Annotated in this window: 12 protein-coding genes; 2 read left to right on the top strand and 10 right to left on the bottom strand. The window is 68.4% G+C overall.

What is annotated here, in order from left to right; genetic code table 11:
• Positions 1-140: 140 nt before the first annotated feature.
• Genes tspO through LRF89_RS12175 form a run of 3 tightly spaced genes read right to left on the bottom strand, consistent with a single transcriptional unit; the run spans position 141 to position 1,914 of the window.
• Complete coding sequence (gene tspO / locus LRF89_RS12185) at positions 141-635, bottom strand: tryptophan-rich sensory protein TspO (RefSeq protein WP_201168751.1); 495 nt, start codon at positions 633-635, stop codon at positions 141-143.
• Positions 632-865 (bottom strand): thioredoxin family protein, encoded by a 234-nt coding sequence (locus LRF89_RS12180; protein ID WP_201168753.1) that lies wholly within the window; start codon positions 863-865, stop codon positions 632-634. Before LRF89_RS12180 ends, tspO begins: the two co-directional genes overlap by 4 nt.
• Positions 866-915: 50 nt before the next feature.
• Positions 916-1,914: a permease gene (locus LRF89_RS12175; protein ID WP_201241371.1), complete on the bottom strand. Its 999-nt coding sequence runs from the start codon at positions 1,912-1,914 to the stop codon at positions 916-918.
• A gap of 145 nt (positions 1,915-2,059) precedes the next feature.
• On the opposite strand from LRF89_RS12175, the gene LRF89_RS12170 reads away from it, so the two are divergent.
• On the top strand, positions 2,060-2,785 hold the full coding sequence (locus LRF89_RS12170; protein ID WP_201168757.1) for a PP2C family protein-serine/threonine phosphatase: 726 nt from the start codon (positions 2,060-2,062) through the stop codon (positions 2,783-2,785).
• 9 nt (positions 2,786-2,794) lie between these two features.
• Here the strand turns inward: LRF89_RS12170 and der are convergent, their stop codons facing one another.
• The 7 genes from der to LRF89_RS12135 all read right to left on the bottom strand — a co-directional run bounded on the left by der (position 2,795) and on the right by LRF89_RS12135 (position 11,850).
• Entirely contained in the window at positions 2,795-4,213 is a 1,419-nt protein-coding gene (gene der / locus LRF89_RS12165) for a ribosome biogenesis GTPase Der (protein WP_238637225.1), read from the bottom strand.
• A 113-nt stretch (positions 4,214-4,326) separates the two neighbouring features.
• A complete protein-coding gene (locus LRF89_RS12160) occupies positions 4,327-4,620 on the bottom strand; it encodes a hypothetical protein (RefSeq protein ID WP_238637224.1) in 294 nt (97 codons plus the stop codon).
• 237 nt (positions 4,621-4,857) lie between these two features.
• On the bottom strand, positions 4,858-6,093 hold the full coding sequence (locus LRF89_RS12155) for a TsoY family (seleno)protein (RefSeq protein WP_238637223.1): 1,236 nt from the start codon (positions 6,091-6,093) through the stop codon (positions 4,858-4,860).
• 127 nt (positions 6,094-6,220) lie between these two features.
• Positions 6,221-7,813 (bottom strand): ABC transporter ATP-binding protein, encoded by a 1,593-nt coding sequence (locus LRF89_RS12150; RefSeq protein ID WP_238637222.1) that lies wholly within the window; start codon positions 7,811-7,813, stop codon positions 6,221-6,223.
• A complete protein-coding gene (locus tag LRF89_RS12145; protein WP_238635130.1) occupies positions 7,806-8,849 on the bottom strand; it encodes an ABC transporter permease in 1,044 nt (347 codons plus the stop codon). Before LRF89_RS12145 ends, LRF89_RS12150 begins: the two co-directional genes overlap by 8 nt.
• A gap of 4 nt (positions 8,850-8,853) precedes the next feature.
• Positions 8,854-9,942 (bottom strand): microcin C ABC transporter permease YejB, encoded by a 1,089-nt coding sequence (locus LRF89_RS12140; protein ID WP_238637221.1) that lies wholly within the window; start codon positions 9,940-9,942, stop codon positions 8,854-8,856.
• A gap of 12 nt (positions 9,943-9,954) precedes the next feature.
• Positions 9,955-11,850, bottom strand: coding sequence for an extracellular solute-binding protein (locus LRF89_RS12135; protein WP_238637220.1), 1,896 nt, complete (start codon positions 11,848-11,850; stop codon positions 9,955-9,957).
• Between the two features lie 65 nt (positions 11,851-11,915).
• Here LRF89_RS12135 and LRF89_RS12130 point away from each other — a divergent pair, with 65 nt between their 5' ends.
• Positions 11,916-12,707: an enoyl-ACP reductase FabI gene (locus LRF89_RS12130; protein WP_201168772.1), complete on the top strand. Its 792-nt coding sequence runs from the start codon at positions 11,916-11,918 to the stop codon at positions 12,705-12,707.
• Positions 12,708-12,795: the final 88 nt, after the last annotated feature.

The raw sequence follows: 12,795 nt of genomic DNA, 5'->3' as shown, positions 1-12,795 counted from the left end.
CGAACCGTCTCGGCAGAAGGACTGCGCTGCTCGGCACGCTCAACGGCACCGCAGCGGCCCGACCCCCCCCCCGGCCAGGGGCGCAGGCGGTCTCGGCAGACCGCCGCCGGGGCCCCGGTAAAAGGGCCCCGGCGAGCGGCTTAGGCGCCGCCCTGCTCCGTCGTGCCGGCCGAGGGGGCATCGCCGTTGCGTCGCCAGATGTCGTAGTTGAGGGCGCCCGCAAAGCTGACCCAGGCCAGATAGGGGATGAACAGCAGCCCGGCCAGCCAGTCCGCGGCCAGGAACGCCGCCGTGGTCAGCAGCACCGAGACCCACAGCGCCCCAAGCACCACCAAGCCGCCGAAGAGCTGCTGCAGACCGAAGAAAACCGGCGTCCACAGCGTGTTCAGAGCGATCTGCAGCGCCCACAGGGCCAGACCGAGGGCCAGGACCTCGGAGCCGGACAGGGCCACCCGCCAGGCGGCCACGGCAATGGCCAGGTAGAGCACCGTCCACGCCACCGGGAACAGCCAGTTCGGCGGCGTCCAGGTGGGCTTGTCCAGCTCCTCATACCAACGCCCGGGACCGAACATGGCCCCGGTGGCGGCCGCCGCCATGCAGGCGCCGAGAAACGCGACAAAAATCAAAAGACTCACTGCAGCCACTCCTTGATCTGCTCGGGTTCAGGAACCGACCCGCTGTGGACCAGCCGCTCGTCCACCACCACGGCCGGTGTCGACATGACGCCGTACTGGATCAGGGCCTCCGGCCCCGTCTCCTTGTGTACCTCTGCGGCCACACCCAGATCAGCAGCCATCTGCTCGATCCGCTCGGCGGTGTTGTTGCACTTGGCGCAGCCACTGCCCAGCACCTTAATGATGGTCATGGGATCCGTTCCTCCTATGCATCGTTCATGGTAACGGCCTGCCGCCGTCCTCACACCCCGGCAAATAGTAGCGGCTCCACGGCATTGAGCAGCCACCCCGCCAGGGTGAAGGCGAACAGCAGCAGGACGAAGAAGATCGCCAGCAACCGCCACTGCATCACCTGCTTGAGCAGCACGAACTCCGGAAAGCTCGCAGCGACGGTGCTCATGCAGAAAGCCAGGGTGGTGCCGATGGGCAGCCCCTGGATAATCAGGCTCTCCATCACCGGCACCACACCCGTGATGTTGGTGTACAGCGGAATGGCGACCAGCACCGCCGCAGGCACCTGCCACCAGTGACCGGCACCCAGGTGCTCCTCGATCCAGCCCTCGGGGACGAAGCCGTAAAGCGCCGCCCCGAGGCCGACACCGATCAGGACCCACTTCCAGACCCGCGCGAAGATCTCCCCCACCTCGCGCCGGGCAAAGTCGTGGCGCTGGCGCAGGGTCAGCCGCGTCGCACCGGCAGCGCCGTCAGCCGGCGCACTGCCCTCGGCATAGGCCTTGGCCAGGAACGGTTGCAGGTAGCGCTCCGCGCGAATGGCGTCGAGAAACGCCCCGCCGAGCATTCCGATCAGAAAACCGACGGCGATGTAGATCAGGGTCAGCTCCCAGCCCAGCAGCCCCCAGAGCAACACCACGGCCACTTCGTTGATCATCGGCGAGGTGATCAGGAAGGCCATGGTCACCCCGATAGGGATCCGCGCCGTGGTGAAGCCGATGAACACCGGCACGCTCGAGCAGGAGCAGAACGGGGTCACGGCTCCGAACGTCGAGCCCAGGAAGTAGCCGAGGACGCGATTGCGCCCGGCCAGGAAGGCGCGGACCCGCTCGACGTTCAGCGACGCCCGGGCCAGAGCAATGACGTAGATCAGCACCGCCAGCAGGGCGAAGATCTTCGCCGTGCTCTCAACGAAGAAGTGCGCGGCATCGCCGAACGGCGTGCCGGCCTCGATGCCCAGCAGGTCGTGGACGATCAAGGTGGCGAGATGAGCGAAGAGTTCAAGCATGATGGACGGCTGTCAGTTCGGGATCGGCAGCCATTGTCATATACGCCTAAACATATATCAAACACGGCACAGGTTCCCGCAGCACGCTCTGCGGGCTAGGATGGCCTCAAACCTTTGGCAACCCTGCAACAGGAGGCGTGGAACCATGGAGATCGCCGGCGAGACCCACCGCGGCCACCAGCGACCTCGCAACGAGGACCGCATCGACTGGGACGAGGGCGCCGGCGTCGCGGTGCTCGCCGACGGCATGGGCGGGCTGCCCTACGGGGCCGAGGCGGCGCGGCTGGCGGTGGAGGCGGTGATCCGCATCGCCCGCACCCACCACGGCAGTGACCACACCTGGCTGGAGTCCGGCGGGGAGCCGGCGGATCTGGTCCAGCTGGCCAACCGCGCCGTGCTCTCCTATACCGAGCGCGACCGCCGCTACGAGGGCATGGGCACCACCCTCGCCCTGCTCTGCGCGGCCCCCGACGAAGTGGCCCTGGCCCATGTGGGCGACTCCCGCATCTACCGCTTCCGGGACGGCCGCCTGGAGCGGCTCACCCGGGACCACACGCCGGTCCAGCGCGCGGTCGAGACGGGGGCGATGACCGAGGCCGAGGGGCGCCGCTCGCCGGAACGCAACGTCCTCGAGCGCGCGCTCGGCGCGGTGACTTGGGCCGAGCCCGACGTCACCCGCCTGCCGCGCGACCCCGGGGATCTGTTCCTGCTCTGTTCCGACGGCCTGACCGAGCCTCTGGAGGACGCGGCGATCGGTGCCATCCTGGCCGAGGAGGACCGCTCGCTGTCCCAGCGCGCCGGGGACCTGATCGAAGCCGCCCTCGATGCCGGCGGGCCGGACAACGTCTCGGTGGTGCTGGTCCGCACCTGAACCGCCCGGCTAGCGCCGGCGCTTGCGCTTCTTCTCGCGCTTCTTGGCGTGGTGGATGACCCGCTGGCGCCGGCGGCGCTGACGCTCGGTGAGCTGGTTGGGCTTGTCGGCGAAGGGGTTCTCGCTGGCCCGGCACTCGATGCGCACCGGCGTGCCGTACAGGTCGAAGGCGTCGCGGAAGAAGTTCTCCAGGTACCGCATGTAGGCCCGCGGCAGCCGCTGCACCTGGTTGCCGTGGACGACGATCACCGGCGGGTTATGCCCGCCCTGGTGGGCGTAACGCAGCTTGATCCGCCGCCCGCGGGAGAGCGGCGGCTGGTGGTTGGCGAGCGCCTCCTGCAGGGCCTCGTTGAGTTCCGGGGTGGCCAGATCCCGGTGGGCGGCCGCATGGGCCCGGTCCACCGACTCCAGCAGCAGCCCCACGCCACTGCCGTGCAGGGCCGAGACGAAGTGGTGGCGTGCAAAACCGAGGAAACCGAAACGCAGATCGAGATCCCGGCGCACCTTGCGGCGCTGATCGGGATCGAGACCGTCCCACTTGTTGATAACCAGCACCAGGGCCCGTCCGGCCTGCAGGACATGCCCGGCCAGGTGGGCGTCCTGCTCGGTGATCCCCTCTTGGGCATCGGTCACCAGCACCACCACCGAGGCCCGCTCGATGGCCTCCAGCGTCTTGACCACGCTGAACTTCTCGACGGTCTCCTGGACCCGCGCCCGGCGCCGCACGCCGGCGGTATCGATCAGGGTGTAGTGCTGCCCGTCGCGCTCGAACGGCACGGCGATGCTGTCGCGGGTAGTGCCCGGCTCGTCGTAGACCACCACCCGCTCCTCGCCGAGGAGCCGATTGACCAGGGTGGACTTGCCCACGTTGGGCCGGCCGATCAGCGCCACCGGGATGCCGTGCCCGGCGGCGACCTCCCCCTCCTCCGGCTCGGCGGTCGGGAGCGCGGCGAACACGGCGTCGAGCAGCTCGCCGACACCGCGCCCGCGCGTGGCGGCGATGCTGTGAACCGGCTGCAGGCCGAGGCCGTGAAAATCGGCGGCGGCCACCCCGGCCTCGAGGCCGTCGGTCTTGTTCACCGCCAGGAACACCGGCACCTGCGCCCGCCGCAGCTCGGCGGCGATCTCTTCATCCCCGACGGTGCTACCGGCCCGCCCGTCGACCAGGAAGACCACGGCGTCGGCTCCGGCGATGGCGGTGCGGGCCTGTTCGTGCATGCAGCCGCCCACTCCCTCGAGCTCCTCGCCCATCCCACCGGTATCGACCACCACGGCGTGACTGCCGCGATGGCGCACGACGCCGTACTGCCGGTCCCGGGTCAGGCCGGGGTGGTCGGCCACGAGGGCGTCCCGGCTGCCGGTGAGCCGGTTGAACAGGGTCGATTTGCCGACGTTCGGCCGCCCGACCAGGGCGATTACCGCAGACATTGGGCGTTCCCCGCATTGGCTGGGACAGGATGACCGCGCTGGAAAGGCGGTCCGAGGGCGGGGATTATAACGGACGGGGCAACGGCCCGTGAGCCGCTGCCCCCCTGGGAAGGTCAAACCATGGCGTCGATCTCGCCACCGGCGTCCAGATCGTCGACGCCACCGGAGGCGTCGTAGCTGGCTGCCCCACCATCGTCCTCAAAGGACTCGGTGCTGGTGCCCACGTCCTCGCCGCCGGCGATCGAGGAGATGTCCACTGTTTCCGAGCCGCCAGCGGCTTCACCACCGAACTCGGAGCCGCCAGCGCCCTCCATCTCCTCACCCTCGAAGGGGTCGTCACCACCGGCGCCCTGGGACGGCGGCGGCATGCTCGGCGCCCCTCCGCCAACTGCTCCTACTGCAGACATCACTACCTCCTGCATTTCGTATCACTCGGGCCGGGCTCTCTACCCGCCTATCCGGCACTCCATTGCCGGTTGCGGCCATCCGGTTCCGGCGCCCGCTCCGCGCCATCCGCCCTCAAGGGGCTTGTGGCACGGAGCGTTTCCGGATATGCGTGGGACCTGCAACCCACGTGCCGGGTTCCAGATCACACTTCTGCCTGCACCCCTGTTGTCGTCGGCTGCCAGGCCAACTTGAGGGCCTCAGGAGGACGAACTGGTGGTCGAGGGGCTCAATCTTTGCCCCGCCCAGGCATCCACCCGGAAGTGCTTGCGATTGAGCTGGAAGACCAGCCAGATCGTGGCCGCCTGGACCACCAGGGCGATGGCCGTCAGCGCCCAGTAGGCGACCCCATAGGCCTCGATGACACCGTGGTGGGCCAGGCCCAGGTTGGTGAAGAAGTGGATCATCACCGCCAACGCCACGCCGGGGCAAACCAGGGTGTAGGAGCCGGCGGAACGCTCGGGGCCGATCACGAAGCGGCCGAAGTAGTTGAAGCGGCGCAGCACCACCCAACCGAGCAGCAGCAGCGCGACCTGCGCAGCCAGGAAGTAGGTGAGCAGACCCAGGGTCTGGATACCACCGGCCTCGGCGCCGAAGTGGGCCTCGATGCCCGCCGTCTGGCGCACCAGGGTGATGCCGATGATCGTCAGCACGGGAACGCCGATCCACAGGCTCGGCGCGCTGACCGGATTGGCGTTCTGCTCCATCATCGCGCGCACGCCGAGGACTAGCATGACGGCGCCAGTGATCACCGCGGCGATCAGGAAGAAGCTCGACAGCGCCAGACTGAACGCCGCTGTCGCCGGCACGCTGCTCATCCCCGCCGGCGCGGCCAGCCCCACGCCGACCATCGACAGCGCGAAGGCAGGCAGGGCCTGGGCCAGGCTGTTGTCGGCGGCGCAGTCGCAGTCGCTCTCGGTGAGCACCCGGCCCCAGAAGTCGCCGAGCTGGCGCAGAGCCCAGCCGCCGACGATCAGGAAGGCGACCATGGCCGCGGGGAAGAGCCACTCCACGATGGCCGACAGCCCCGGGACAAAGACCATGCCGAGCACGAAGCAGACATTGATGGTCATCGCCACGGTCAGCGGCGCGGCCAGCAGCTGCACCTCGGTGCGGTTGCCGCGCATGTTCTTGCGGTAGGCGTCGGTCTGCAGGAACCGCCGATGCTCGCGGATGTTCCAGAACAGCAGACGAAAATGGATGAAGGCCATGGCCAGGATGCCGGCCCAGGCCAGTACGATGGCCGTTTGCAGGCCGGCGTGACCGCTGCCCAGCGCCGCCACGATATCCTCGAAGAAGGGCACCATGCCCTCGTAGGGCACCCAGAACATCAGCCACATGAAAAACGATACGGTCAGCCCCCCGGCACCCAGGGCAGCGAGCCAATACAGCGGGGAGTAGTTCTCCCCGAGGTCTCTGGGCAGTCGATGAAGCATGCTCCCTCCTTTGCGTTGTCAGGTTGCGTATCCAGCGACTGGCGCACGTATCAACGTTCTTGAATACGATGGTATGCGCATATTTGAAACTATGTCAAAGGGCGCGGGGCTTCGGTAGCGCGATGGCTCAGGAGGAGAGGAAGGCGGCGGCCATCAGAGCCCGGGTATAAGGGTCCTGTGGCGCCGCGAAGACCGTCTCTGCAGGGCCGCGCTCGACCACCCGGCCGCCCTGCATGACCAGGACCTCGTGCGCCAGGGCGCGGACGACCTGGAGGTCGTGACTGATGAAGAGGTAGGCGAGGCCGTGGCGACGTTGCAGATCGCGGAGCAGGTCGATGATCTGGGCCTGCACCGAGACATCCAGCGCCGAGGTGGGCTCATCAAGCACCACGACCTGCGGCTCGAGGATCAGCGCCCGGGCGATGGCGATCCGCTGGCGCTGGCCGCCGGAGAACTCGTGGGGGTAGCGGTGGCGGGTCTCCGGGTCGAGGCCCACCTCTTCGAGCACGCGCACGATCCGCGCACTGCGCTGTTCACGACTCAGACGTGGATGGTGCAGGTCGAGCCCCTCGCCGACGATGTCGCCCACGGCCATGCGCGGCGACAGGCTGCCGTACGGATCCTGGAAGACGATCTGCAGGGCGCTGCGGTAGGGGCGCAGCTGCCGCGCCGTGCGCCCCTGGAGTTCATCACCGCGAAAGCGGATCGAGCCACTGCTGCGCTCAAGCCGCAACAGCGCCAGGCCCAGGGTCGACTTGCCGGAGCCGCTCTCCCCGACCACGGCCACGGTCTGCCCGGCACGCAGGGTGATGTCGATGCCATCGACGGCTCGCACCCAATCCACCGGCCGGCGCAGCAGACCGCCGCGCACCGGGAAGTGCACACGGACCCCCGCCCCGTGGAGCAGCACCGGCGCCTGGGCGTCCGTTGCCACCGGCTCGCCGGCGGGCCGGGCCGCGAGCAACTGCCGGGTGTACGGATGCTCGGGTCGGCTGAACAGACGCTGCACCTCGCCCCGTTCGACGATCTCGCCCTGGCGCATGACACAGACCCGGTCGGCCACCAGGCGGATCACGTCCAGATCGTGGGTGATGAACAGCAGGGCCATGCCCAGCCGCGCCTTCAGGTCGGCGAGCAGGCTGAGGATCTGCGCCTGCACGGTCACGTCGAGGGCGGTGGTGGGCTCGTCGGCGATGAGCAGATCCGGCTCGTTGGCCAGCGCCATGGCGATCATCACGCGCTGACGCTGCCCGCCGGAGAGCTGATGCGGATAGGCGCTGAGCAGCCGCTGCGGATCGGGGAGTTGGACCTGTTCAAGCAGCCCCCTCACCCGCCTTCGGGCCGCCACCCGATCCAGACCGCGGTGGACGAGCAGCGTCTCGCGGATCTGCTTCTCCACCGTGTGCAGCGGATTGAGGGAGCTCATCGGTTCCTGGAAGATCATGCCGATGCGCCCGCCGCGGTGCTCGCGCAGCACCGGCTCGGGGGCGCCGAGCAGTTCGCGGCCACGAAAGCGGATCGAGCCGGCCGGGTGCCGCGCCCATGGATAGGGCAGGAGCTGCAACACCGAGTGGGCGGTGACCGACTTGCCCGAGCCGCTCTCCCCGACCAGCCCCACGGTCTCCCCGGCGGCAATATCCAGATCCACGCCGCGCACCGCCGGCGCGCCATCGCCGAAGGCCACCTGCAGACCGCGGATGCTCAGCAGCGGTTCAGCCACGCCCGGCCTCCTGCGCCCTGCGCGGGTCGAAGGCGTCGCGGGCCGCCTCGCCGACAAAGATCAGCAACGAGAGCAGCAGCGCCAGGCTGACGAAGGCCGAGATGCCCAGCCACGGGGCGTGCAGATTGTCCTTACCCTGTTGCAGCAACTCGCCGAGCGACGGCGAGCCCGGCGGCAGCCCAAAGCCGAGGAAATCCAGCGAGGTCAGCGTGGTGATCGAGCCGTTCATGATGAACGGCAGGAAGGTCAGCGTGGCCACCATGGCGTTGGGCAGCACATGGCGGAACAGCACCCGTAGGTGCCCGGCCCCCAGGGCCCGCGCCGCCTTGACATACTCCAGGTTGCGGGCGCGCAGCACCTCGGCGCGCACCACCCCCACCAGGCTGACCCACTGGAACAGCAGCAGGATGAACAGCAGCCACCAGAAACTCGGTTCGATCAGCGCCGAGGCGATGATGATGATGTAGAGCGCCGGGAGACCGGACCAGATCTCCACGATGCGCTGGCCGAACAGATCCGTCTTGCCCCCGAAGTACCCCTGCAGCGCCGCCACCACCACCCCGATCACCGAACTGGCCACGGTCAGCAGCAGGGCAAAGACCACCGAGATGCGGAAGCCGTAGAGGATACGCGCCGCCACGTCGCGCCCCATGTCGTCGGTACCGAGCCAGTTCTCCGCCGAAGGCGGCGCCGGGGCCGGCTCTGCCAGGCCGAAGTGCACCGTGTCATAGCTGAAGCGGATCGGCGGCCACAGCGCCCAGCCCCCCGCATCGATCAACTCCTGCACATGGGGGTCGCGATAGACCGTCTCGGTGGGCAACTCACCGCCGAAGGTGGTCTCGGGGATCGACTCGACCACGGGAAAGTGGAGGCTGCCCTCGAACCAGACCACCAGCGGCCGGTCATTGGCGATGAGCTCGGCGAAGAGGCTGAGCACGAACAGCCCGACGAAGATCCACAGCGCCCACCAGCCCCGGCGATTGGCGCGAAAGCGGGCCAGGCGACGCTGATTGATCGGCGACAGCGACCCGACCACCGGCTCAGACCTCCCGGGTCTCGAAGTCGATGCGCGGGTCGACGGCGACGTACATCAGGTCGCCGACGAGATTCAGCACCAGCCCGAGCACGGTGAAGATGAACAGCGTCCCGAACATGACCGGGTAATCCCGGTCCACGGCGGCCTCGAAACCGAGCAGCCCGAGCCCCTCCAGCGAGAAGATCACCTCGATGAGCAGTGCGCCGGTGAACAGCGTCGAGACGAAGGCCGCCGGGAAGCCGGCGATGACGATGAGCATGGCGTTGCGAAAGACGTGCCCGTAGAGCACCCGGCGCTCGGTCACCCCCTTGGCCCGGGCGGTCACCACGTACTGCTTGTGGATCTCTTCCAGGAAGGAGTTCTTGGTGAGCATGGTCAGACCGGCGAAGCCACCGATGACCATGGCCAGCACCGGCAACGCGATGTGGTGCAGGTAGTCGAGGATGCGCATGGGCCAGGAGAGCTCCGCCCACCCCTCGGAGACCAGCCCACGCAGAGGGAAGAGATCCAGGTAGGTGCCGCCGGCGAAGAGGATGATCAGCACGATCGCGAACAGGAAGCCGGGCACGGCATAGCCGACGATCACCAGCGCCGAAGTCCAGACATCGAACGGCGAGCCATCGCGCACCGCCTTGCGGACCCCGAGCGGGATGGAGATGAGATAGACCAGCAGCAGGGTCCACAGCCCCAGGGAGATCGACACCGGCAGCGCCTCGACGATCAGCTCCAGGACGGACTGGTCGCGGTAGAAGCTATCGCCGAAATCGAGGGTGAGATAATTGCCCATCATGGTGAGAAAACGCTCATGGGCCGGCAGGTCGAAGCCGAACTGCCGCTCGAGCTCGGCGAGCAGCTCCGGATCCATGCCGTGGGCGCCGCGGTAGCCACCGCCGGCCTCGGCGAAGGCGGCGCCCACCTCGCCCCCGGAGCCGGCCACCCGCGCGGTGGCCTCGACCCCGGTGCCGGCCAGCTCGGCACTGATCCGCTCGATGGGCCCACCCGGGGCGGCCTGGACGATCAGGAAGTTGATGACCATGACCCCGAGCAGGGTCGGGATCATCAGCAACAGGCGGCGCAGGATGTAGGCCGGCATGGTCCCCATCGGCTATCGGACCGAACGCGGGCCGTTGGCCTCGCGCAGTCGCTGCTCCCTCTGCGGATCGACCCACCAGGTGTCGAAACCCAGGCCGTAGTCGGGGGCGATCTCCGGCCGCCCGAACTTGTCCCAGTAGGCGACCCGGTGCACCGGGGTGTGCCAGTTGGGGATGACGTAGTGACCGGCGAGCAGGACCCGGTCCAGGGCACGCGTGAGCTGCACGAGCTCATCGCGCCCATCGGCGGTGACCAGCCGCTCGACCAGCTCATCGACCACCGGGTCGCGCACACCGGCGTAGTTCCGACTACCCCGCTGCTCGGCGGCCGCCGAGCTCCAGTACATCGCCTGCTCGTTGCCCGGCGAGGGCGACTGCGGCAGGACCACAACGGCCATATCGAACTCGAAGTTATCCAGCCGGTACTGATACTGCGTGGTGTCCACGGTGCGCACCCGGGCCAGCACCCCGATGCGCCGCAGGTTCTGGACGAACGGCAGGGCCACCCGTTCGAAACTAGGGTTGACCAACAGAAGCTCGAAGGCCAGCGGCCGGCCACTGTCCTGGTGACGGAGGATGCCGTCCTCCCCCACCGACCATCCAGCCTGCTCGAGGATGCGCAGCGCGCGCAGGAGGTTGTCGCGATTCCACCCGGAGCCGTCGGTCACCGACGGCTGGTACGGCTCGAAAACCGCCTCGGGGAGCTCGTCGCGATAGGGCTCGAGGATCGCCCGCTCGGCTTCACTGGGCGCGCCACGCGCAGCCAGCTCGGAGTTCTCGAAATAGCTGGCCGTGCGCGCGTAGGCCGAGTGGAAGAGCTGCCGATTGGTCCACTCGAAATCGAAGGCGTAGCCGAGCGCCCGGCGCACTTCGCGGTCCTCGAAGACCGGGCGGCGGGTGTTGAAGACGAACCCCTGCATGCCCGCCGGGCGGCGGTGCTCGATCTCCTCGAGCACCATGCGCCCGTCGCGACGCGCCGAAGTCTCGTACCCCGTCGCCCAGTGCCGTGCGGTGTTCTCCTCGCGCAGATCGAACTCCCCGGCCCGAAAGGCCTCGAGGGCGACGGTGGCATCCCGGTAGAAGTCGTAGCGCAGACGATCGAAATTGAACCGACCGCGGCGCACCGGCAGGTCCTCGGCCCAGTAGTCGGTCACGCGCTCATAGGTGATGCTGCGCCCGGGGCGGGCCTCGGCGATGCGGTACGGGCCGCTGCCCAGGGGCGGCTGCATGGTGGTCCGGCTGACGTCCCGCTCCTCCCAGTAGTGCTGCGGCAGCACCGGCAGCTCACCCATGATCAGCGGCAGCTCGCGATTGCCGGCGTGGGCGAACTCGAAGCGCACCCGGTGCCGATCCAGCGCCTCGGCCGACTCCACATGGCGGTAGTAGGAGCGCAGCCGGGGGTGACCGTGCTCACGCAGTAGTTCGAAACTATAGACCACGTCCTCGGCGGTGATCGGCTCCCCGTCGTGGAACTGCGCCTCTTCGCGCAGATGGAACGCCACCCAGGCATCATCCTCGCCCACCTCGACACGCTCGGCGATGAGCCCGTAGACGGAGAACGGCTCGTCCTCGGCGTGAGCCATCAGCGTATCCACCACCAGCCCCAGACCCGGCGGCTTGGTGCCGCGCAGGATGTAGCCGTTGAGGCTGTCGTAACTGCCGCGGGCCTCGCGGATGACGGTCCCGCCCTTGGGCGCGTCCGGGTTGACGTAGTCAAAGTGCGAGAAATCCGGCGGGTACTTGGGCTCGCCGTGCAGCGCCAGGCCGTGCACCCCCGACGAGCCCGGCGCTGCCCCGACGATGGCCGGCAGCTGCACCGCGGCCACCAGGCAAGCCGTGCCCAGCAGCCAACGCGCCAGGCGGGCCCAGGCGCGGCCGCTGGGACGGGGGAAGGCGTGCATGCCGGTCATGTTATCATCCCCGGCGTTTCGCCCCTGGGCACGCGCAAGCAAGCAACAGTTGCCGGAGAGCAGATATGGGATTCCTGCAGAACAAGCGCATCCTCGTGGTCGGTGTCGCCAGTGACCGCTCCATCGCCTGGGGCATTGCCGAGGCGATGCACCAGCAAGGCGCCGAACTCGCCTTTACCTACCAGAACGAAAAGCTCCAGGACCGGGTCACCAAGCTCGCCGCCTCGGTGGACAGCGAGCTGGTCTTCCCCTGCGACGTCAGCTCCGACGAGCAGATCGAATCGGTCTTCTCTGAGCTTAGCAAGCACTGGACCGATGGCATCGACGGTATCGTCCACGCCGTGGCCTTCGCGCCGCGCGAGGAGCTGGCCGGGTCGTTCGTGGACAACACCACCCGCGAGGGTTTCCGGACCTCCCACGAGATCTCGGCCTACAGTTTCGTGGCCCTGGCCCGCTACGGCCGCGAGATGCTGCGCCAGCGCCAGGGCTCGCTGATCACGCTGACCTACCTGGGCGGCGAGCGGGCCCTGCCCAACTACAACGTCATGGGTGCGGCGAAGGCGAGCCTGGAGGCGACCACGCGTTACATGGCGGCGGATCTGGGCCCGGAGGGCATCCGCGTGAACGCCATCTCGGCCGGCCCGATCCGCACCCTGGCGGCCTCGGGGATCGGCAGCTTTAAGCAGATGATGAGCTTCAACGAGCAGGCGTCGCCATTGCGCAAGAACGTCTCGACCGAGGAGGTCGGGCACGTGGGGGCGTTCCTGTGCTCGGATCTCGCCTCGGGAATCACCGGTGAGGTGGTCCACGTCGACGGCGGCTTCCACTGCGTGGCGCTGTCGGGCGCGGAGCTTTAGACGCGGCGCCTGCTTGAAACAGGTGCCGAACGCGAAGGCCCTACGGCGCAAGCCGCGGGGCCTTTTGCTATGGGGGCTTCCACAAGGC

This window comes from Halorhodospira sp. 9621 (genome assembly GCF_022228055.1).
In the GTDB taxonomy this organism is placed as follows: domain Bacteria; phylum Pseudomonadota; class Gammaproteobacteria; order Nitrococcales; family Halorhodospiraceae; genus Halorhodospira; species Halorhodospira halophila_A.
The sequence above is the reverse complement of the archived record's forward strand: the minus strand, read 5'-3'. Positions and strand labels throughout refer to the sequence as shown.

What these genes read in the sequence shown, in the direction of transcription:
- LRF89_RS12180 (WP_201168753.1), bottom strand. Translation starts at nt 865, where the DNA reads ATGACCATCATTAAGGTGCTGGGCAGTGGCTGCGCCAAGTGCAACAAC.
- LRF89_RS12175 (WP_201241371.1), bottom strand. Translation starts at nt 1,914, where the DNA reads ATGCTTGAACTCTTCGCTCATCTCGCCACCTTGATCGTCCACGACCTG.
- LRF89_RS12170 (WP_201168757.1), top strand. Translation starts at nt 2,060, where the DNA reads ATGGAGATCGCCGGCGAGACCCACCGCGGCCACCAGCGACCTCGCAAC.
- der (WP_238637225.1), bottom strand. Translation starts at nt 4,213, where the DNA reads ATGTCTGCGGTAATCGCCCTGGTCGGGCGGCCGAACGTCGGCAAATCG.
- LRF89_RS12160 (WP_238637224.1), bottom strand. Translation starts at nt 4,620, where the DNA reads ATGTCTGCAGTAGGAGCAGTTGGCGGAGGGGCGCCGAGCATGCCGCCG.
- LRF89_RS12155 (WP_238637223.1), bottom strand. Translation starts at nt 6,093, where the DNA reads ATGCTTCATCGACTGCCCAGAGACCTCGGGGAGAACTACTCCCCGCTG.
- LRF89_RS12140 (WP_238637221.1), bottom strand. Translation starts at nt 9,942, where the DNA reads ATGCCGGCCTACATCCTGCGCCGCCTGTTGCTGATGATCCCGACCCTG.
- LRF89_RS12135 (WP_238637220.1), bottom strand. Translation starts at nt 11,850, where the DNA reads ATGACCGGCATGCACGCCTTCCCCCGTCCCAGCGGCCGCGCCTGGGCC.
- LRF89_RS12130 (WP_201168772.1), top strand. Translation starts at nt 11,916, where the DNA reads ATGGGATTCCTGCAGAACAAGCGCATCCTCGTGGTCGGTGTCGCCAGT.